The following is a 19,696-nucleotide window of genomic DNA, read 5'->3' as shown; positions in this document are numbered from 1 at the left end:
GGCGGTCCCCACGGATTTCCCGGTCCTCCCGGGCGCGGTCCCGGCGGCGGGGGTGGCGGTCCCCACGGATTTCCCGGTCCTCCCGGACGCGGTCCCGGCGGCGGGGGCGGCGGTCCCCACGGATTTCCTGGTCCTCCCGGACGCGGTCCCGGCGGCGGGGGTGGCGGTCCCCACGGATTTCCCGGTCCTCCCGGGCGCGGTCCCGGCGGCGGGGGTGGCGGTCCCCACGGATTTCCCGGTCCTCCCGGGCGCGGTCCCGGCGGCGGACTCCATGGACGGCGCTCCTGCGCGGTCAGATTCGGCTCATCCGCCTCCCACACCATATATCCAGCGTTTCCGCCCTTCTGTTCGCCCCGAAGTGGTCCATACCATACATCATTTCCAGGAAGATGCGGCTGTATGCTGGTTCCCGCCAGATTCTCTTCTCTTTCTCCACCAGGAGAATCTATTTTCAGGGAATTTTCCACCATCGCCGTTCCTTCTTCTGTGGATACAGTGCCCACGTCCGCCGCCTTCATATAGGTCGTCAGTGTATCCGTCCTCTCCGTTCCAGCCGGATAAACCTTCTGCCATTTTTCCAGTGCCCGTTTTGTCAGTTTTTCCAGAAAGATCCGATCCGGATATTCATCATAGATGGGACTCCCCTCATACTCCAGCTCATCACAGACCGCTTCCACGCAAAGCTGCATCTGCTTACATGCAGCCGGATAAAGACTCTTAAAATATGCAAAATCCTGCATCGGACTGCCATTCCCCCTTAATTCAAGGCTTACATGGTATCCTATGCAGGATTTATGCGTATCATGTTATTCTCACGTACCGTTTTTCACGTTATCCTCTGCACAGCCGAATCAACTGTTCCTCAAATTATCAAAACAGTTTTTCCGGGTACACGCCCTCACGGATCAGCGCCCGGATCGACTCCGTCACGCTCTCCTTATCCTCACGGTAGGTCACACCAAACCAGCAGTCGTGCGTCTCCAGAAGTTTCACCCTTGCGCGCCCGTCGTGGATCATCTGATCGATGATCGTCGGAAGCAGGTACTCCGACTTCACGTCGCCCTCTTTCAGCCCCGCAAGAAACTCTGGAAATCCTTTTTCCAGCTCCTCCACAAAGCCCGGTGTGAGTCCCCACATATTCATCGATACATGCTGGTTCTCCTGAACCGAAACCGGATTCCCCTCTTTGTCCGTCGCCGTCATGCCGTCCGCTGTCTTCTGGATATTGTAGGTTTCGGTTACGCGTTTTAAAATCTCTCCCTCGCCCACCTCACAGACGCCGCGTGTCACGCCGCCGTTCTCGCTGAGCGTATTTGCCAGAATAAAGCCGCCCATGCAGATATCATACACCGGTGCGTTCACGTCCATCTGTTCCACCATGTATGTATGAATCTTTCGGAACACTTCTTTTCCATAATAATCATCCGCATTGATCACCAGGAATGGCTCTTCGACCAGTCCGCGGATGCTCAAAATCGCCTGTCCAGTTCCCCACGGTTTTTTCCGGTCTGCCGGGACACTGAATCCCTCCGGTACATCCGAAAGCTCCTGGAATGCGTATGTCACCGGCGCAATCTTCTCAATCCGGTTCCCGATCACTTCTTTGAAGTCCTCCTCCAAATCATGGCGGATCACAAAGATAATCCGGTCAAATCCAGCTTCCAGCGCGTCATGGATAGAGTAATCCATAATGATCTCCCCATTCGGACCCACCGGCTCCAGCTGTTTGATCCCTCCGCCAAAACGGCTTCCGATTCCGGCTGCCATAATGACAAGTGCTGTTTTTTTCATCTTCCCTCTCCTCGTCCGTATATTTGCTGCCATCTGAACATTATGTAAACAACAACATTTTTACTGCAATCGTATGTCCAGTATAACACAGAACCCCTGTGGTTGCAATCATCCACAGGGGTTTCCATTTCTCCAACAAGGTATCATGGTTACCGTTCACGGGTAGGCACTTTGGGAACCGAAAGTGCCGTAAGAAAACGTGGTGGCAGCAGGAATTTGCCGTATTTAAATGCGAAGCCACGGCAAATTCCGTTACTGGGCACGTATGCGTGAACAGTAACTATCTGGGAGCACTTAATGGAACAGCGCCGTCACATTCGCCACTTCCTCCGCTGCCGCCGCACGCGTCAGGGACGATAAATCATAGAAGCAGTAACCGCTCACCTGTCCGGTTGCCCGTCCAGCCTGCACCTCGCGCTTCATGATATCATGATACCGCTGCCACTCCGGCACCTCGTTGCCGTCCACTGCATCTGTTCCGGTCTTATAGAGCGCCAGACCGACATACAGCTTCACATTTCCCTTCTTTTTCAGCGTCACCCACTCATTCAGGCAGTTTGCAAACGCATAGCCCGCTGCCTGGCCGTTCTGCTTCGCCTCAAATCCCCAGTAAATCTGCGGCATCAGGTAATCCACATAGCCGCTCTGGGTCATCCACGCATCCACATCTGTAAACTGTCGGGTATCTTTTCGGAGGTTCTGTAAATATCCCTCCGGGCTGATACCGAACAATGCCTGCGGACGGATCGACTTGACCGCACTATAAACTCCCCTTACCAGCTCATTGACATTATTCCGTCTCCACGCCGCCACACTCAGCGATGTGCCGCCCGCCTGGTACTCCGGATAATCAAACCATGTTTCCGCCTTGCTGTCATCGAGATTCGGATAGAAATAATCATCAAAATGGATGCCGTCCACCTCATAATTCGTCACGATCTCTTTCACACCGTCAATAATCAGCTGGCGCACCTGCGGAATCGCCGGATTGTAATAATACTCACCATTCTGGCACAATACCCACCGGTCATTCGAACTGTCCCCGTCCTTCGCCCACGCGATCGCCGGATTTGACGCACACAGATCCGAATAACGGTTCAGATACCCCGTGATCCGGTACGGATTGATCCACGCATGAAGCTGCAAGCCCCGCTGATGCGCCGCCTGCACCGCATATGCCAGCGGATCATACCCCGGATTCTTTCCCTGTTTTCCAGAGGCAAATTTCGACCACGGGAAATACTGTGACGGATACATCGCATCTCCATCCGGGCGAACCTGTAGGAAAACCGCATTTAACCCCTTCTGTACACAGAGGTCCAGTGTCTGATCCATCGCTTTCTTATATCCAGCCTCATCCTTCGCCCATCCATTCCAGTCCAGATACGAAACCCAGACACCTCTCATCTCTCCACTTCCAGGACTGCCGCCCGATACCGGACCCGCATACGCCTTCGAAACCGGCAGGAACAACATCCCCACCGCCAAAAGAAATGCTGCCACCCAGCCGATCGCCCTCTGTACCTGCTTTGCCATGCAAAATTCCTCCCCTCATTTCCTCCTATTCTACCAAATATTTCCAATAAATACTTTACTTTTTTCTGTCTCTTTTATTTTTCCAATACACAGGGACGAGCCCGCGAGGTCCGAACCGCCTTTCATATATCTTTGTACGCATCTTGAACACAGGTGTCCGAACAGGGCGGACGCAGTCCGTCATGGGCGAACATCTGTAGTGAAAGCAAGCGAACAAAGGTATATCGAAAGGGCGGTTCGAACCTCGTGGGCTCGTCCCGTCATTTTCACAACTATGTGCAAAAAAACCTCCCCTGACAGCCCTAAAGCCGCCAGAAGAGGCATTTTCATCATCACGAACAAAGCTCCCGCTTCTCCTTATAATGATGCTTCTCCTCCAGCATCATATCCTTCACCTTCATCAGGCGGATCTGCGTGCTTCTCTCATTTTCATCCAGCTTCATCGTGATATATTTGATATTTTTGCGCGCCTCCGGAATAATTACGTGTTCCAGCGCATTGACTCTCCGGCGCGTTTTCTCGATCTCGGCTGCCATGAGCTGGCAGGCTTTCTCTGTCTCGGACAGCCGCAGCATATCCGGCAGAATGTCCGCCAGCGACTTGACTGCCCCGTCCAGATCGCTCGAAGTAAACGCAAATCCATACGAGTAAATATCGTTCTCATCCGCCGTCCGGGTCTTATAATGGAACACCGGAATATCGACGCTCATTACGTTTTTCTTGTCTGCTTCCAGATAAACCGCCTGTTTCGGCGCGGCAAGCGCGGTATTTAACGCCTGCTCGGACATCCCGGCTTTAGCGATGACGAAATTCACATTCGCACTCCTGATGCCCGCCTCCACTTTCTGGCGCAGCGCCATATTTTCCCGGACCAGATCCAGGAACTGACGCATCAGCTCATCCCGCTTATCCTTCAGCAGTTTATGTCCCCGCGTGGCTGTCGCCAGCTTCTTTTTCAGCCTCGTAAGCTCCATTCGGGTCGGGTTGACCTGTGTCGATGCCATGCGTACCACCTCTCTCCTGCAATCACTTTGTCACAACAGATCCGCCAGCTCCCGCAGCCGCGTTATGACACGCCGCTTTCGTTTTCAAGCGCATCCGCCATGCACAGGCATTTTTACTCTTTCCCATAATACAGATCCAGATACTTCTCATCGATACGTTTCAGCTCGCTTCTCGGCAGGATGGAAAGCAGTTTCCAGCCAATCCGCAGCGTCTCCTCGATATCGCGGTCCGTATTGTAGCCCTGGGAAACATATTCTTTTTCAAAGGCGTCCGCAAATTTTGCATAGATTAAGTCAACATCGGACAATGCCGCCTCGCCCAGGATCACCATGAGTTCCTTTGCTTCCTTGCCGCGCGCATACGCCGCAAAGAGCTGGTTTAAGGTGTTCGAATGGTCGGCACGCGTCTTGCCCTCGCCAATTCCCTTATCTTTCAGACGGGACAGCGACGGAAGTACGTCAATCGGCGGTGTGATGCCCTTGCGGTACAGATCACGGCTTAAGATAATCTGTCCCTCGGTAATATATCCGGTTAAGTCCGGAATCGGGTGCGTCTTGTCATCCTCCGGCATGGTTAAGATCGGAATCATCGTGATCGAACCATTCTTGCCTCTCTGGCGTCCGGCTCTCTCATACAGGGATGCAAGATCCGTGTACATATAACCCGGATAACCACGACGTCCCGGAACTTCCTTGCGGGCAGCCGAAATCTCTCGCAGCGCATCCGCGTAGTTTGTGATATCCGTCAGGATAACGAGAACGTGCATATTTTTCTCAAATGCCAGATACTCGGCAGCCGTCAGCGCCATACGCGGGGTCGCGATACGCTCAACCGCCGGATCGTTTGCCAGGTTGATAAACAGGACGGTACGGTCGATCGCGCCCGTCTCCTTAAAGCTCTCGGTAAAGAAATGCGCTTCCTCAAAGGTGATACCCATCGCCGCGAAGACAACGGCAAACGGTTCGTCCGTGCCGCGCACCTTCGCCTGTCTCGCAATCTGGGCTGCCAGATTCGCATGCGGCAGACCGGACGCCGAGAAAATCGGCAATTTCTGACCGCGAACCAGTGTATTCAGACCATCGATCGCGGAAACACCCGTCTGGATAAACTCCTGCGGATAGCTTCTCGCCGCCGGGTTCATCGGCAGACCATTGATATCGCGGCGTTCCTCCGGCAGGATCTCCGGACCGCCGTCGATTGGATTGCCCAGACCGTCAAAGACGCGTCCCAGCATATCCTCCGATACGCCAAGTTCCATCGTTCTGCCTAAAAAACGCACCTTACTATTTGAAAGGTTGATACCCGTGGAACTCTCAAAAAGCTGTACCAGCGCATTGCCACCGTCGATCTCCAGCACCTTGCAGCGTCTCTTTTCGCCGCTCGCCAGCTCGATCTCGCCCAACTCGTCATAGGTAACATTTTCCACGCCCTGCACCAGCATCAGAGGACCTGCAACCTCCTGTATGGTTCTATATTCTTTCGGCATTTAGAATGCCCCCTTTCCAGCCGCATCGGCAACCTCTTTCGCAAGTTCATCGAGGACCGCCTGATACTCTTTCTCCACGTCTTCTGCTTTCGTATATTTAAAACGTCCGATCTGCTCGCGCACCGGCATCTTGATGAGATTCTGGATGGAAGCGCCGCCTTCCAGCGCTTTCTTCGACTGCTCATAGAACGCCAGCACCAGCTTCATCATGCGGAACTGTTTCTGCAATGGTGTATACGTGTCAATCTCATGGAAGGAGTTCTGATGCAGGAAATCCTCACGGATCGAGCGCGCCGCTTCCATTTTCAGGCGGTCGATCGGGGACAATGCATCCATGCCGACCATCTTTACGATCTCCTCCAGCTCTGCCTCTTCCTGCAGAAGGCTCATAAGACCTTGGCGGCAGCTCATCCACTCATCCGATACATTCTCATCAAACCATTTTCCCAGATTGTCCACATACAGGGAATAGCTGGTCAGCCAGTTGATCGCCGGGAAATGGCGCTTGTATGCCAGCGCTGAATCGAGTCCCCAGAATACCTTGACGATACGCAGCGTCGCCTGGGAAACCGGCTCGGAAATATCGCCGCCTGGCGGGGATACGGCTCCGATTGCGGACAGGGCGCCCTCGCGTCCGTCCCTGCCAAGGCAGATGACATGACCTGCACGCTCATAGAACTGTGCCAGACGGCTTCCTAAGTAGGCCGGATAACCTTCCTCGCCTGGCATCTCTTCCAGACGGCCCGACATCTCTCGCAGCGCCTCCGCCCATCGGGAGGTGGAATCCGCCATCAGTGCCACCGAATAGCCCATGTCGCGGAAATACTCTGCGATCGTGATACCCGTGTAAATCGATGCCTCGCGGGCTGCTACCGGCATATCCGAAGTATTGGCAATCAGCACGGTCCGCTGCATCAGGGAGTGCCCGGTCTTTGGATCCCTTAACTCCGGAAACTCATTTAAAACATCCGTCATCTCGTTGCCGCGCTCACCGCAGCCGATGTAAACAACAATGTCCGCTTCCGCCCATTTCGCCAGCTGGTGCTGGATGACGGTCTTGCCGCTTCCGAACGGTCCCGGCACGGCTGCCACGCCGCCCTTGGCGATCGGGAAGAATGCGTCAACGACACGCTGTCCGGTGATCAGCGGTTTTACCGGCGGCAGCTTCGTCTGGTACGGACGTCCGCGCCGAACCGGCCATTTCTGCATCATCGTAAGCTCTTTTTCGCCGTTTTCCGTCTCAATGACCGCTACAGTTTCCTCCACCGTAAATTCACCGCTCTTGATCTCTTTGACGGTACCTTTTACACCATACGGCACCATAATCTTATGCTCAATGATCAGCGTCTCCTGCACGGTACCGATGATGTCGCCTGCTTCCACGCTGTCGCCCGCTTTCACGGTCGGCACAAACTGCCATTTCTTATCACGCTTTAAAGACGGAACCTCAACGCCGCGCTTTAAGTTGTTGCTGCCCGTCTCCTTCATGATATCGTCCAGCGGCCGCTGGATTCCATCGTAGATACTCGTCAGGAGTCCCGGTCCCAGTTCAACCGAAAGCGGCACATCCATCGACTCTACCGGCTCGCCAGGTCCTAAACCGGAAGTCTCCTCATATACCTGAATCGACGCTTCATCTCCGTGAATCTCTATGATCTCGCCAATCAGACGTTCGTCGCTGACGCGGACGACGTCAAACATATTGGCATCCCGCATCCCGCTGGCGATAACCAGCGGTCCTGCTACCTTCTTTATCGTTCCTTTGCTCATTGGAAGGTTTCACCCACCTTTCTATCATGCATCTCCAAACAGAATATCCGATCCAACTGCCTGTTCCACCGAATGCTTGACCGACTCCACGCCCTTTCCCGTATTCCCGGAAATACCCGGAATCAGGATCACGGACGGAAGCGGCTGTTCCCGGTAGCGGTCGATGGCTGTCTCAATCCCGGCAGCCGCCGCCTCGGTGATATAGATCACCGCATAGGAACCGGAAGCCAGTTCCAGAAATACTTTCTCCGTCTCATTTACATCGGACACCGGAAATGTCTCCAGTCCCAGCGCCGCAAATCCGTAGATGCTGTCGTAATCTCCGACTACTGCAACCTTATACATACATCTCCCTTATCCTTTCCCGAATCTGTTCCTCCTCAAGACCGTTCAGACGGGCGGTCAGGATGATACGGACCGTTTTGATCTCATTTTCCTTCGCCAGCACATAGGCAACCAGCGGTCCCGCCGTAAACGGGTTGTATTTCTGCGGCTTGATCGTCTCGATCAGCTGATTGTCACACCACCGCTCAAACGCCGACGGCGATTCCTTTAATGCCTGCGCGCCGCCCGCATAGCGGGTTCCTTCCAGATACTCGCAGATCGCACCGACACCGCCAAGAGCCGCCTGTGACAGGCGCTCGATATTCAAGCTATCGCACGGTGCCATCGCGCGCCGCATAAAATCCAGATGTTTTCCCGTCTTCTGGGAGCGCACCGCTATCTTGATATCCGCCACCGCGACCGTCGTCTCGGCATAATCACGGATGATCGCGTCGGACGCATTCTTTCCGCACTCATAGATAGCTGCGAGCGCCGCCCGGTCAACAATGATATCGCAGAGCTGCCCGTCGCCCGTGTGCAGAAATGTCTCGCTGGCTTCCTTCGCCGCCTCCCGCATATGTGCCGGAAGCGCCTGCCAGTCCTTTTCCGCCACGATCTTCGCCATCCGCGCGCCGTCCACCTCGCAGTCGTCAAAATAGACATTGCCGTGGCTGCCCGGCGCCGCTGCATCCTTGATCGCCGCCTTTAAATTGTGGTAGAGATCCCCGTAGGAAAGCACTGCCAGGATCGCGTCGTCGCCCTTCAAAAGGTCGCGGACCGTCTCCCAGGATTTCGCCTTCTCCCAGGTCAGGATCGCCTCCGCGCTGAGCGGTGTATCTGCATCCCCCCAGCCGTGTTCGGTCAGGAAACGCAGCGCCCCCTCGTAGCTTTTTACGGACAGCAGCTGTTCAATCTGTGCGGAGGAAAAAAGCCCATTTTCCAGTGCCCGGATCCGGGCGACCGCGTAGGCATATTTTGTATCAGACATATAAGCCCTCCTTACCTTCTCCCGCCGTTATCCAAACAGCATCGCATGTACCTTGTCCGCCAGCTCATCCCGCTGCGACGCAAACAACGCCCCGGCAGAACAATTTTCCTCGACGCCGCCGTACACCAGAACAAAGCCCCCGTCGATCTCCCTCGGTTCTTTTTTCAGTACCAGGCTTCCGCCCTTTTCCTGCGCCGTCTTCTCTATCTTTGCCGGAAAATCATCCGGCATCCGCTCTAAATCACGTTTTGAAACATAGATTTCTCCTGCCCGATCCGTCACGAACCGGGAAAGAAGCTGCTCCATCCATGCAAAATACGCCTCATCCGGCTTTGCCAGCAGCTCCTTGTGTGCCGCCGCAAGCATTTCCTCGATGATCGCCTGCTTTGCCGCAAGGATCGCCTGGCGCTTCTTTAGCGCCGCCGAAGAACGAAGCCGTTCCTCATAGCTTTTTTCACGCTGCGCCGCCGATTTCGCCTGCTCTTCCTCCAGCTTTTTTACCTTTTCACCGGCTGCCGCAAGGGTCGTCTCCGCTTCACCGGCTGCTTTTTCCTGAATCGCAAGGGATTCCTGCTTTGCATCGTCAAGGATCTGAGCAATAATCTTATCTAATCCATTCATACGCTTCACTCCTTAACTGATTTTGATTCTTTCCGCCGTGCCAGATTACAGTGCATTGATTGCCAGAATCGAAACCAGAAGTGCCAGAATCGCATAGGTCTCAACCATCGCCGGGAACAGCATCGCTTTACCAAACTGTTCCGGTTTCTTCGCTACGATACCGATGGAAGCAACCGACGTTCTTCCCTGATGTCTCGCCGATACCAGACCAACCACGCCGATCGGAAGGCATGCTGCCAGATATAAGAGTCCCTGGGAGATCGACATGCTCATGTCAGCGCCGCCGCCAAGAAGACCAATCTTAGAAAGAGCGATGAAACCAACCAGCAGACCGTAGATACCCTGGGTACCCGGAAGCAGCTGGAGCAGAAGCACCTTCGCGAATTTATCCGGATCCTCGGTTACGACTCCGGCTGCTGCCTGACCTGCCACGCCTACGCCGTAGGCTGAACCCATACCTGCAAGAATAACCGCCACTGCAACTCCCAACAATGCAAATACAATTCCGCTCATATTTAATCCTCCTTGATTTCCACGTATTTTGTTATCTGCTTAAACGGACGGAACGCCTTTCCGCCACCCTCATAGAACTTTCCGAAAAACTCGACGTACTGCAGACGGCAGGTATGCACATACGCGCCGAGCAGGTTGATCGCTAGGTTAAACAGGTGTCCGAAGCAGAATACCAGTATAAATACAATCACGCCAAATACATTATTTCCAACCATACTTCCCATCTGGTTGATAACCGATGCGATAACGCCGGTTGCCAGTCCGAGCGCCAGAAGGCGCGAGTAGGAAAGCACATCCGACACCCATCCGGTAATATTGTACAAATCATATGCGCCAAGCGCCAGCCGCAGGAGCGGATTCTTCTTGTCGCGCGCCGACATCACCAGAATTCCCAGCGCGCCCACGATCGCCATTCCCTTTGCCAGCGAATTAAGCACCGGCGGGAATACGATATTCATCTGCGCGATGGAACCAAACAGTTCCGTCGGAAGCAGCATCAGGATCAGCCCCAGAAGCAGGAGGTACCAGAGTACCACGTCGCAGATAAAATCCACAACCTTGCCATCCTTTAAGAGCATATATCCTTTCAGTCCCAGCCCCAGGAATAAGTGAATCACGCCAAATAACATCGAATAAACCAAAAGCTTCATCGGGTCATTTAGCGGGACAAACCAGAGCGCCGGTATCGTCACCGTATGTCCAAAATATGTCCGGCTCACGATGTCCACCGCATCTCCGAAATAACCGCCGAACATGACGCCCCAGAACAGGGTCGAAAGTCCGCAGTACATAAAGAGCCGCAGTGATTTCCGCAGGTTTTCTTCCATCCTTGGGAATTTCTTAAGTGCCAGGAAGCACATCAAAAATACAATAAATCCGTATGCCGCATCTGAAAGCATCAGACCAAACAAAAATACATAGCACGCTGCCATGATGCCGGTCGGGTCCATCTCCCCCTTCGCCGGTAAGCCAAAGGACGCGGTCACGCCCTCCGCCGACGCCGCGAAGGTTCCGTTGGAGAGAAGCACCGGTGCTTCCTCATCCTCCGGCACATCCGAACTTTCCACTGCAAGTTCAAACCGGCTATTCAGCTTCTCCTCCAGTCCTTTCGCATCGCGCTTCGGGATAAATCCCGTGATCATACACGTTTTTTCCGACTGTAAGATCTCGCCGAGCGCCTCATACTTCTGTGCCCGCAGGCGGTAATAGTCGGATAACAGTTTCAAATCTTCCCTCGCCGGAGCGCACTGTTTCAGTTCTTCTTCCGTCGCCGCCGCGCGTCCCTCATGCTCTGCCGCTTGCGCTTTGAGTTTCTTAGCGTAAGCTGCCGGAACTTCCTCCACCGGACGCGCCGGACGGGCAAATCCAATCGACCGGAGTGCTGTCTCCAGCTTCTCCTCGTCCTCTTTCAGGCAAATTACCGCAATGCAGGTCTGGTCGGCATCGCTTCCGACAACCTCCAGCTCCCATTTTTCAAGCTGCGGCTCCTGTTTTGCCACCGAAGCGTAAATTTCTTCCTGCGTATAAGCGCCTCCGCCGACCGCGCCAGCTAAGATAGCACACCGTTTCGTCTCCTGATACGCAAGTGGAATCTCCAGCTTCTGCCACGGTTTCAGGCTTTCCGCCTCCGCCAGCAGTCTAAGCGCCGCAGTCTTTTCCTCCGTGATCTGCTTTTGCAGGTTCAAAATGCGTTCCGCCTGACCTAAAAGCGCCTCTGCGTTCGCCTCCGTCTCCCGGTACGCGCCTGCCTTTGCAAGCGGCTTTCCGGCAAGCCCAGCAAGCATCGATGTTTCCTCCGGAACCACCGCGGCAAGCACTTCCAATGCGCGATCCGCCGTCGCCGCATTCCGCTCAAACTTCTGCCGATCCTCCAGCGTGTCCGTCCGCTTAAATACCTCGTCCGGCTCCGCCTCCGCTGTCAGCTCCAGCACTCCGGCAGCCTGCAGAAACTCCATCAGGGACTTACGGTCCTTCTTCAGGGCACAGATACATAGCTTTTGCATCTGCAATACTGCCATATCTACATCCCTCCATTCACTAGACCAGTTCCGCTATGAGCCGGTCAACCACCTCCGGTTTCCGTCTGTCCGCCGTCTCTCTGAGCGTCTGACACTCCGCCTCGGCTTCTGCCAGTGCCTGTTTTACGTACTCCTCCCCTCTGAGAGTCAGTTCTTCTTCCTGCTTCACAGCTGCTTCTTTCCCCCTTTTCTGTGCATCTGCGAGCATTCGATCCGCTTCTGCCTCCGCCTCCGCCTTAACGCGGCGTGCATCCTCCGAAGCCTGCGCGACCAGTTCCGATGCCTTCGCCTCTGCGTCCTCGACCGCCTGGATCGTCTCCTTGATCATTGAACCACCACCTTTTCCCCTAATTTTTTTTCAACAATAATGCAATATCCTTATTATGTTTCACATCCTCCCATTCCATACAATTCGCTGATTCGAAGCATCAAAAGCACATGGAAAATAAATAAGTTTTCTCGCATTTGTATACTATTATAACTTTTTCAATCAGTTTTGTCTATTAAATGTTTTAATTTTGAAAAGATTATACATACATCTTAATTTATGAAAAAAAATTTCGGTTCTCATGAAAAACAGTGTTTGTTTCCACAAAAAAAGCTGCCAGACAATTGTTGCTCTTCCACAAACCACTGTCTGGCAGTCCCCTATTATATATTTATTTTTATGCGAGCCACCCGATCGAATTAAGGAAATAGACCCACAAAAAGATCGTCACAACCGAGGCGACCGTGCTCAACACGACAAACTGTCCCGCCAGCTCGCCGTCGCCGCCCATGTTCTGCGCCATCGCATAGGACGCCGTCGCAACCGGAGTCGCGTACATTTCAAAGTAAACAAAACGTTCCACACCGGAAAAGCCGAGCAGCGTCGCAACCGCCAGAATCACTGCCGGCAGGATCACCATCTTGAAGGTCATCGACGGAACCACATATTTCAGATTGCCGCCGATCGCATTGAAATGCAGCGTTCCGCCCAGTACGAACAGTGCCAGCGGCGTTGTCAGATTGGCAAACTGCTTGATCGGTCCTTCCACGGAAACCGGAAGTTTAATTCCTAATATATGGAAGATAAAGCCCAGGAGCGCGCCGCGGATCATCGGATTTTTCAGGATATTCTTAATCAAAACAGAAACCGGGACCTTGCCGCCCCGGAACAATTCCAGAATCACGACCGCCGTTATGTTGTAGACCGGAATCACGATCGCCACCATCATCGTCGCCAGCAGTGTTCCCTCCTCACCGAACACGCTGGTTGCCAGCGGAATGCCGAACAGGACGAAATTGCTGCGGTAAATCGCCTGGATGATAACGCCGCGCCGCTCATTTTCCTTTACCAGACGCGGAACCACAGCAAGCAGAACCGCCTGCAAAAGCAGCACGCTGATAATGGCGACTGCCACCAGACGCAGATTTAATGTCATTCCCTCCGGAATGGAATACAGGTTGTTAAACATCAGAATCGGAAAGAATGCCTGAAAGATCACTTTATTCAGGCGCTTCATAAAATCCTCATCCGCCAGCCCCGACATCCTGACTCCATATCCAAATGCGATATAGAGCAGAAACGGAAGGACTGTATTAAGTGCAAATAAAAAATTTTCCATATAATTCCTGCCACTTTCTTCTTAATTGCTTTGTTCTGGACGCGGTTTCTATCCAGTCAGGCCGCACCCCTTTAATCACCAGATTTATTATATACCCCATCCAAGAAATCGACAAGAAAAATTCAAGCGCGCCAGCCTCATAAACAGTTCCGAAAAAGTTTCGAATTATGTAATACTCGTTTAGATTTATTTTAGATATTGGTCAAAATATGGACACAATTATCCAGTATTATAATGGCATAACATCAATGAGGCAGATGGCACTAAGAAATGCGCGCAATTGTTATCTGGCTCGACTAACAACAATTTCCTTTATATAGATATTTCTTCACAGTTTTTTATCCCCCTTCGGCTGTGAAGAACGCCCACCTTGGGTACAAAAAAGAGACGGTTTGACGCCGTCTCTTTTTATGTACTCTGCAAGCTACCAGGAAAGCACCTCATGACCATCCTCGGTTACCAGCACCTGAATCTCCCACTGGGCGGATGCTTTTCCATCCTTCGTGTATACACTCCAGTCGTCATCGCCGTCCACGAATACTTCCTCGGTTCCCTCGTTGATCATCGGCTCGATCGTGAACATCATGCCCGGTGCAAACATCATGCCGGTGCCTCTCTGACCAATATAGCCAACCCACGGATCCTCATGGAACTCGATACCAACGCCGTGACCGCCGATCTCTCGAACCACAGAATAACCATTTTCTTCCGCATGCTTCTGGACCGCTTCCGCCATATCGCCCATGAAGCCCCACGGTTTTACCTGCTCCAGACCTAATTCCACGCACTCTTTGACAACGTCCACCAGTTTTTTATGTTCCGGGCTGACATTTCCGATGCAGAACATACGGGAAGAATCCGCATAATAGCCGTGATAAATGGTCGAAACATCCACGTTGATGATATCGCCATCCTTTAATACGACATCCGCTGACGGAATGCCATGGCAGACCTGGTCATTGATGGATGTGCACACGCTCTTCGGGAATCCTTCATAGCCAAGCGGCGCCGGAATTCCGCCCATGCGGGTCGTCTCATTGTATACCCACTGATCGATCTCCTCGGTTGTGACGCCAGCTTTGATATGCTCAGCCACATAGTCCAGAACTGCCACATTGATCTTGCAGCTCTCGCGGATCCCCTCGATCTGCTCCGGGGTCTTGATCATGTCGTGATCCGGAATCTGGTGTCCGGCATCCGCCGCCTCCATCAGCTTCTCGTCAAACGCCTCATGGCAATGTTTGTACTTCTTTCCACTTCCACACCAGCACAGATCATTTCTTCCTAATTTTTTCATCTTACTTTCATTCCTTTCGTCCTGCACTCCGGCAGCCCGTTTGTCACTTTCTAACAGGCGGGTCAGCCTGCTTCCCTCATTCGGGAGACTGTTTGGAGTTTAACACACCGACGCTGAAAATGCAATGAAATCGCCCTTATCCAGCCAGATTCTCAATAATTGTGTTACTGTTTTTATCCCAAATTTTCACGATTTTTTCAACTTTTTAACAGTCTTCCTCTCTATTTTTCAGAAGAAACATTGTATAATAGAAGCATCCATATGAATTTTTTGAAAGGAGACTTTCTTTATTTAAATGAAACATTCAAGTAAACCTTCTGTTTCTGGAACTTCCAATGAAACTTTCCTGAAAACAGAATCAGCCAGCAGCCTTCAAGGTTCAGCCGAACCCAACTCTCCGGATACCAGCACTTCCAATGGCAGCGAAACATATCCACACAAAATTGACGCCTTAAAAAATTGGTTCCGGACCCGCCCGATCGTTGAAAAATTCTGTGCGCTTCCGACATACATACAGAGCTGGGGACTTACCCTGTTTTTCATGGGTACCGCCACGATCATCGCGTTCTGCTTTTTTCATGCGCTCAAAAATCCGACTGCCAACATCGCGCTAACATACATTCTGGCGGTCTTTTTGGTAGCGCGTTTTACGGACGGATACAGCTTCGGTCTGTTCTCCTCCTTTGTCGGCGTTGTCTGCGTCAATTTTCTGTTCACGTATCCGTATTTCGCGCTGGATTTCACGATGGCCGGCTATCCGATTACCTTCGTGGCAATGTTTTCAATTTCCAGCATTACAAGCGCCATCACAAGCAACATGAAAACACAGGCGCGCGTGCTGGCAGAACGTGAAAAGATGCTGATGGAAGCGGAAAAGGAAAAGATGCGGGCGAACCTGCTGCGGGCAATCTCCCATGATCTCCGCACCCCGCTTACCAGCATCATCGGTTCCAGTACCGTATATCTGGAAAATGGCAGCAGCCTCCCGGAGGTTGAGAAAAATGCGCTGGTACGCCATATTCTTGAGGACTCTAACTGGCTCTTAAACATGGTTGAAAACCTGCTCTCCGTCACGCGTATCAACAATGAGACGGCAAAGGTAACTAAGACCTCGGAACCAGTCGAGGAAGTTCTCTCCGAGGCGATGATCCGCTTAAAAAAGAGACTTCCAGACGCCAATATCCATGTGCGCGTGCCGGAGGAATTCCTGATGGTCCCGATGGACGCCGTCCTCATCGAACAGGTTCTCATCAACCTGCTGGAAAATGCCGTTGTCCATGCTGAAAGCACCGAGCCGATCGAGTGCTATGTGGAATCACTTTCCGACTATGCGATTTTCCACGTGCGCGATTACGGCGTCGGCATCCCGCCAGAGAAGCTGGCAACCATCTTTGACGGCTCTTCTTCGACGACCAGCACTTCGCCGGATGGACGAAAGGGCATGGGAATCGGGCTTTCCATCTGTAAAACGATCATTCTCGCCCACGGCGGCGAAATCAAGGCAATCAACCACACGCGCGGTGCCGAATTTTACTTTACCCTTCCAAAGGAGGACAAATAACATGACACATAAACTTTCTATTTTATTAGTAGAAGATGAAAAAAACATCTGCGACTTCATCTCCACCTCCCTGTCCGCACAGGATTACCGCATTTCCACCGCACACACGGGAAAAGAAGCACTTCCGATCATCACGTCCCAGTGCCCGGATCTGATTCTCCTCGACCTGGGGCTTCCAGACATGGACGGCATAGAGATCATCCGCCAGGTCCGCACCTGGTCCAGCGTCCCGATCATCGTCCTCTCCGCCCGCACGCAGGAACAGGAAAAGGTACGTGCGCTCGACCTTGGCGCGGATGATTATCTGACCAAGCCGATCGGCACCTCCGAGCTTCTCGCGCGCATCCGGACTGCCCTGCGCCACAGCAACCGCTTAAACACAGCTTCTCCGCTTTATAAGCGCCCATTCCATGCAAAGGGACTGACGATCGATTTTGAAAAACATCTGGTATCGGTTGATGGAAGGGATGTCCATCTGACGCAGATCGAGTTTAAGATTATCTCCCTGCTGGCACAGAATTCCGGCAGAGTCATGACGTATGATACGATTATTTCGAATATCTGGGGGCCGTATGCGGACGATGATAACAGTATTCTGCGCGTGAATATGGCACATATTCGAAGGAAACTGGAGCAGAATCCAGCGGAACCGCAGTATGTGTTTACGGAGATCGGGATTGGGTATCGGATGATTGAGGATGAGATGCAGTAATAGATTGATTGATTGTCGTGATGCAGAAAGAGGCGTCCGGGAATCTGCGCCGCCTGCGTCTCCAATTATCATTGTTCGCTTGCTTTCGCTACATCCGTTCGTCTGGATCGGACAAAAATGTCCGCCCCAGCCGAACAGCTGGCGTGGGATGCGTACAATCGATAATTGGAACGCTGGCTCTACAGATTCCCGGACGCCACTTTCCTCTTGTTATGTTATGGATCGCTTTTGCCTGCCAGCCTTTGCTTTGCTCGGCTGGCTTTTGATTGTCTATTTTTGTTTTTGTCTGTTTTTTATTCTACTTCGCTTTCAATGACTCCATCGTATAAACCAATTAAGTCTTCATAGCCATCCGTGGATGGAAGTGTCACTACGACCGGCTCGCCCGGGTTCTGGACTTCGGTCTCCATCAGGGTGATGCAGGTCATCGGCTGGTCGAGGACTTCCATGTTGTATACGATATAGTTTGTCATATAGATAATGTAATCGTTGTCATCCAGCACGTAAGCGCCTTTCATTTCCTGGATGTTCATGTCCAGATTGACATCGGTGCCGAGTGTGTTCATCACGGTTCCGAGGGCTTCTTTGACGTTCTTGTTTAGCTTCTTTGGATTTGCCTCATATGCCAGCACACATTTTCCATTGACCTCGTTTAAGGAAATGCCCTTCATATAGCTGGATTCCATATTGCTGGTGTTGACTCCTGTCTGGACGGAGGATATGATCTGCTCTAATGGCATCGGGTATTTCAGTTTGACACCGTTGGCATCTACGTAATAGTAGCCGTCCGTATAAAAAACCTGTGAATAGCTGTCCTGTCCCAGAATCGAGGAAGCGACCTGTGCCAGGTACTTGAGATCGGTGGTATCCTGCATATCCATCTCTGCATGCATCGCCATATCAACTTTCATCTGACCGTCCGGAATGACATCCTTTGCAAGTATGACCGAATGGACGCCGCTCTGAATCTCCGCGGACTGAATCGTATTGTTCTTCTCCATCACCCGGTCAAATACCTCCGCCGGATTTTCGGCTGCAAATGCGGTTGTTGACATCGTCATAATGGCTGCTGCACTCACAAGTGCGGTTGCTAATTTTTTCATCCCTGTTTCCTCCTGTCTGCTGCCGGGCTTATGTCGTATTTCCCTATATAACTTTCTGCCCTATCTATAACCCATTTTCGAGCTGTGTCGGCAACCCTGCTTTTGTTCCTGAAATTCACGTTTCTGGACACGAAAACCACTCCGACTTTATCTTCAGTATATATAATTTGGCATCGCTTGTAAACCATATCGGCGGATACTTTCCCTTACATTTTTATTACATCTGACGGCTCTTTCGATTCCAAAAGTGCCTGCTTTTGAGTATTCTTTCTTTTCCGGTTATTATATACAAACATGAAAATTGCCATCAGGCAGATAATTCCATATCCGAGGAAACTCCAGCCGTCCGGCACCTGCCCGAAGATGAAGAAACCGAGCATCGTCGAGAAGATCAGCTGCGAATAATCGTAGATGGAAATACGGCTCGCCGGGGCATAGCGGTATGCCGCCGTGATCGCAAACTGTCCGCCCGCCGCCGCGCAGCCCGCCAAAAGCAGGATCCCCATCTGCTGCCAGGTCATCGGATGATAGTCAAAAATCATCCACGGCAGCACAACCACACAGGAAAATACCGAGAAAAACAGCACGATCACCGGTCCCTTTTCTCCTGCCTCTCCCAGTTTCCGCACCATCGTGTACGCCGCGCCCGCGCAGATGCCGCCGAAAAAGCCCAGCAGCGACGGCACAAGTGCCAGATTGGAGAATGTCGGCTTTACCACGAATATACTGCCGAGAAACGCACCGAAGATCAGCGAAAGCTGAATTGGCATAACTTTTTCCTTTAAGATCAGCCAGCTGAACAGCACTGTAAAAAACGGCGACATTTTATTTAGAATCGATGCGTCCGCCAGCACCAGATGATCCACCGCATAAAAGTTACACAGCACTCCCATCGTGCCGAAAATTGACCGCATCAGAAAATACGGCAGATTTTCCCTGCGGATACGAAACGGCTCTCCCACCCGCAAAAGCAAAACAACCGCTGCCAGCGCCGCCACAAGATTGCGGAAAAAACTCTTCTGCATTGACGGCAGATCGCCCGCCAAATGTACAAACATGCTCATCAGCGCAAAACAGAACGCAGACAGCACCAGGCAGGCAATTCCGCGGTATTCCTGCTTCCGGGTGTCCGGATGATTTTCTACCATGTTTTCATTCCCCTTTCCGTCTTCCTATCTTCCAGTATACGCACATCCCACATTTTTGTCTATTCTTGACACAAATTTGTTTCCATACTAAAATAAAGAAACCTTTAACAACACTATCATTTGTAAGGAGAGCATATTAAGTAATCGAATTTATTGACTAACATGATTAAATGTGTTTAAATATACTCAAAGGAGTAAATTATTATGAACACATCA

At 52.1% G+C, this 19,696-nt stretch carries 18 protein-coding genes; 2 read left to right on the top strand and 16 right to left on the bottom strand.

What is annotated here, in order from left to right; genetic code table 11:
- The 14 genes from DWZ45_RS14530 to DWZ45_RS10445 form a co-directional block, all read right to left on the bottom strand.
- Window positions 1-740: hypothetical protein (locus DWZ45_RS14530; RefSeq protein WP_207663863.1), on the bottom strand; the 740-nt coding region annotated here is incomplete at its 3' end.
- A 130-nt stretch (window positions 741-870) separates the two neighbouring features.
- Window positions 871-1,791, bottom strand: a complete 921-nt coding sequence (locus DWZ45_RS10505) for an NTP transferase domain-containing protein (protein WP_022358659.1) — start codon at window positions 1,789-1,791, stop codon at window positions 871-873.
- Between the two features lie 294 nt (window positions 1,792-2,085).
- A complete protein-coding gene (locus DWZ45_RS10500) occupies window positions 2,086-3,327 on the bottom strand; it encodes a family 10 glycosylhydrolase (RefSeq protein WP_117796524.1) in 1,242 nt (413 codons plus the stop codon).
- Between the two features lie 332 nt (window positions 3,328-3,659).
- A complete protein-coding gene (locus DWZ45_RS10495; RefSeq protein ID WP_022358661.1) occupies window positions 3,660-4,331 on the bottom strand; it encodes a V-type ATP synthase subunit D in 672 nt (223 codons plus the stop codon).
- A 113-nt stretch (window positions 4,332-4,444) separates the two neighbouring features.
- Window positions 4,445-5,818: a V-type ATP synthase subunit B gene (locus DWZ45_RS10490; protein WP_022358662.1), complete on the bottom strand. Its 1,374-nt coding sequence runs from the start codon at window positions 5,816-5,818 to the stop codon at window positions 4,445-4,447.
- Window positions 5,819-7,588 carry a V-type ATP synthase subunit A gene (locus DWZ45_RS10485; protein ID WP_118469037.1) on the bottom strand — a complete coding sequence of 590 codons (1,770 nt, stop codon included), beginning with the start codon at window positions 7,586-7,588 and terminating at the stop codon, window positions 5,819-5,821. It lies immediately after the preceding gene.
- 24 nt (window positions 7,589-7,612) lie between these two features.
- Window positions 7,613-7,933 (bottom strand): V-type ATP synthase subunit F, encoded by a 321-nt coding sequence (locus DWZ45_RS10480; RefSeq protein WP_107000826.1) that lies wholly within the window; start codon window positions 7,931-7,933, stop codon window positions 7,613-7,615.
- On the bottom strand, window positions 7,926-8,900 hold the full coding sequence (locus DWZ45_RS10475) for a V-type ATPase subunit (protein WP_118469036.1): 975 nt from the start codon (window positions 8,898-8,900) through the stop codon (window positions 7,926-7,928). Before DWZ45_RS10475 ends, DWZ45_RS10480 begins: the two co-directional genes overlap by 8 nt.
- 27 nt (window positions 8,901-8,927) lie before the next feature.
- Complete coding sequence (locus tag DWZ45_RS10470; protein WP_118469034.1) at window positions 8,928-9,521, bottom strand: V-type ATP synthase subunit E; 594 nt, start codon at window positions 9,519-9,521, stop codon at window positions 8,928-8,930.
- A 45-nt stretch (window positions 9,522-9,566) separates the two neighbouring features.
- Window positions 9,567-10,034 (bottom strand): V-type ATP synthase subunit K, encoded by a 468-nt coding sequence (locus DWZ45_RS10465; protein WP_022358667.1) that lies wholly within the window; start codon window positions 10,032-10,034, stop codon window positions 9,567-9,569.
- 2 nt (window positions 10,035-10,036) lie between these two features.
- Window positions 10,037-12,052, bottom strand: coding sequence for a V-type ATP synthase subunit I (locus DWZ45_RS10460; RefSeq protein WP_118469032.1), 2,016 nt, complete (start codon window positions 12,050-12,052; stop codon window positions 10,037-10,039).
- Between the two features lie 19 nt (window positions 12,053-12,071).
- On the bottom strand, window positions 12,072-12,380 hold the full coding sequence (locus DWZ45_RS10455) for a hypothetical protein (protein ID WP_107000830.1): 309 nt from the start codon (window positions 12,378-12,380) through the stop codon (window positions 12,072-12,074).
- Between the two features lie 337 nt (window positions 12,381-12,717).
- The gene (locus tag DWZ45_RS10450; RefSeq protein WP_117796527.1) at window positions 12,718-13,659 is read right to left on the bottom strand and encodes an AEC family transporter; all 942 of its coding nucleotides are present in this window, start codon (window positions 13,657-13,659) and stop codon (window positions 12,718-12,720) included.
- Window positions 13,660-14,083: 424 nt separating this feature from the next.
- A complete protein-coding gene (locus DWZ45_RS10445) occupies window positions 14,084-14,956 on the bottom strand; it encodes a methionyl aminopeptidase (RefSeq protein ID WP_022358671.1) in 873 nt (290 codons plus the stop codon).
- A gap of 295 nt (window positions 14,957-15,251) precedes the next feature.
- On the opposite strand from DWZ45_RS10445, the gene DWZ45_RS10440 reads away from it, so the two are divergent.
- Window positions 15,252-16,517 carry a DUF4118 domain-containing protein gene (locus DWZ45_RS10440; RefSeq protein WP_118469030.1) on the top strand — a complete coding sequence of 422 codons (1,266 nt, stop codon included), beginning with the start codon at window positions 15,252-15,254 and terminating at the stop codon, window positions 16,515-16,517.
- A 1-nt stretch (window position 16,518) separates the two neighbouring features.
- Window positions 16,519-17,229, top strand: a complete 711-nt coding sequence (locus tag DWZ45_RS10435; protein ID WP_118469028.1) for a response regulator — start codon at window positions 16,519-16,521, stop codon at window positions 17,227-17,229.
- A 293-nt stretch (window positions 17,230-17,522) separates the two neighbouring features.
- On the opposite strand, the gene DWZ45_RS10430 is transcribed toward DWZ45_RS10435, so the two are convergent.
- Together DWZ45_RS10430 and DWZ45_RS10420 are read right to left on the bottom strand one after the other, a co-directional pair.
- Window positions 17,523-18,332, bottom strand: a complete 810-nt coding sequence (locus DWZ45_RS10430) for a hypothetical protein (RefSeq protein WP_118469026.1) — start codon at window positions 18,330-18,332, stop codon at window positions 17,523-17,525.
- Window positions 18,333-18,538: 206 nt separating this feature from the next.
- Entirely contained in the window at window positions 18,539-19,480 is a 942-nt protein-coding gene (locus DWZ45_RS10420; protein ID WP_118469022.1) for a DMT family transporter, read from the bottom strand.
- Window positions 19,481-19,696: the final 216 nt, after the last annotated feature.

It is taken from the genome of Clostridium sp. AF32-7AC, from assembly GCF_003477925.1.
Classification (GTDB): domain Bacteria; phylum Bacillota; class Clostridia; order Lachnospirales; family Lachnospiraceae; genus Otoolea; species Otoolea fessa.
The sequence above is the reverse complement of the archived record's forward strand: the minus strand, read 5'-3'. Positions and strand labels throughout refer to the sequence as shown.

Coding starts and splice junctions, on each gene's coding strand:
- DWZ45_RS10505 (WP_022358659.1), bottom strand. CDS start 1,791: ATGAAAAAAACAGCACTTGTCATTATGGCAGCCGGAATCGGAAGCCGT.
- DWZ45_RS10500 (WP_117796524.1), bottom strand. CDS start 3,327: ATGGCAAAGCAGGTACAGAGGGCGATCGGCTGGGTGGCAGCATTTCTT.
- DWZ45_RS10495 (WP_022358661.1), bottom strand. CDS start 4,331: ATGGCATCGACACAGGTCAACCCGACCCGAATGGAGCTTACGAGGCTG.
- DWZ45_RS10490 (WP_022358662.1), bottom strand. CDS start 5,818: ATGCCGAAAGAATATAGAACCATACAGGAGGTTGCAGGTCCTCTGATG.
- DWZ45_RS10485 (WP_118469037.1), bottom strand. CDS start 7,588: ATGAGCAAAGGAACGATAAAGAAGGTAGCAGGACCGCTGGTTATCGCC.
- DWZ45_RS10480 (WP_107000826.1), bottom strand. CDS start 7,933: ATGTATAAGGTTGCAGTAGTCGGAGATTACGACAGCATCTACGGATTT.
- DWZ45_RS10475 (WP_118469036.1), bottom strand. CDS start 8,900: ATGTCTGATACAAAATATGCCTACGCGGTCGCCCGGATCCGGGCACTG.
- DWZ45_RS10470 (WP_118469034.1), bottom strand. CDS start 9,521: ATGAATGGATTAGATAAGATTATTGCTCAGATCCTTGACGATGCAAAG.
- DWZ45_RS10465 (WP_022358667.1), bottom strand. CDS start 10,034: ATGAGCGGAATTGTATTTGCATTGTTGGGAGTTGCAGTGGCGGTTATT.
- DWZ45_RS10460 (WP_118469032.1), bottom strand. CDS start 12,052: ATGGCAGTATTGCAGATGCAAAAGCTATGTATCTGTGCCCTGAAGAAG.
- DWZ45_RS10455 (WP_107000830.1), bottom strand. CDS start 12,380: ATGATCAAGGAGACGATCCAGGCGGTCGAGGACGCAGAGGCGAAGGCA.
- DWZ45_RS10450 (WP_117796527.1), bottom strand. CDS start 13,659: ATGGAAAATTTTTTATTTGCACTTAATACAGTCCTTCCGTTTCTGCTC.
- DWZ45_RS10445 (WP_022358671.1), bottom strand. CDS start 14,956: ATGAAAAAATTAGGAAGAAATGATCTGTGCTGGTGTGGAAGTGGAAAG.
- DWZ45_RS10440 (WP_118469030.1), top strand. CDS start 15,252: ATGAAACATTCAAGTAAACCTTCTGTTTCTGGAACTTCCAATGAAACT.
- DWZ45_RS10435 (WP_118469028.1), top strand. CDS start 16,519: ATGACACATAAACTTTCTATTTTATTAGTAGAAGATGAAAAAAACATC.
- DWZ45_RS10430 (WP_118469026.1), bottom strand. CDS start 18,332: ATGAAAAAATTAGCAACCGCACTTGTGAGTGCAGCAGCCATTATGACG.
- DWZ45_RS10420 (WP_118469022.1), bottom strand. CDS start 19,480: ATGGTAGAAAATCATCCGGACACCCGGAAGCAGGAATACCGCGGAATT.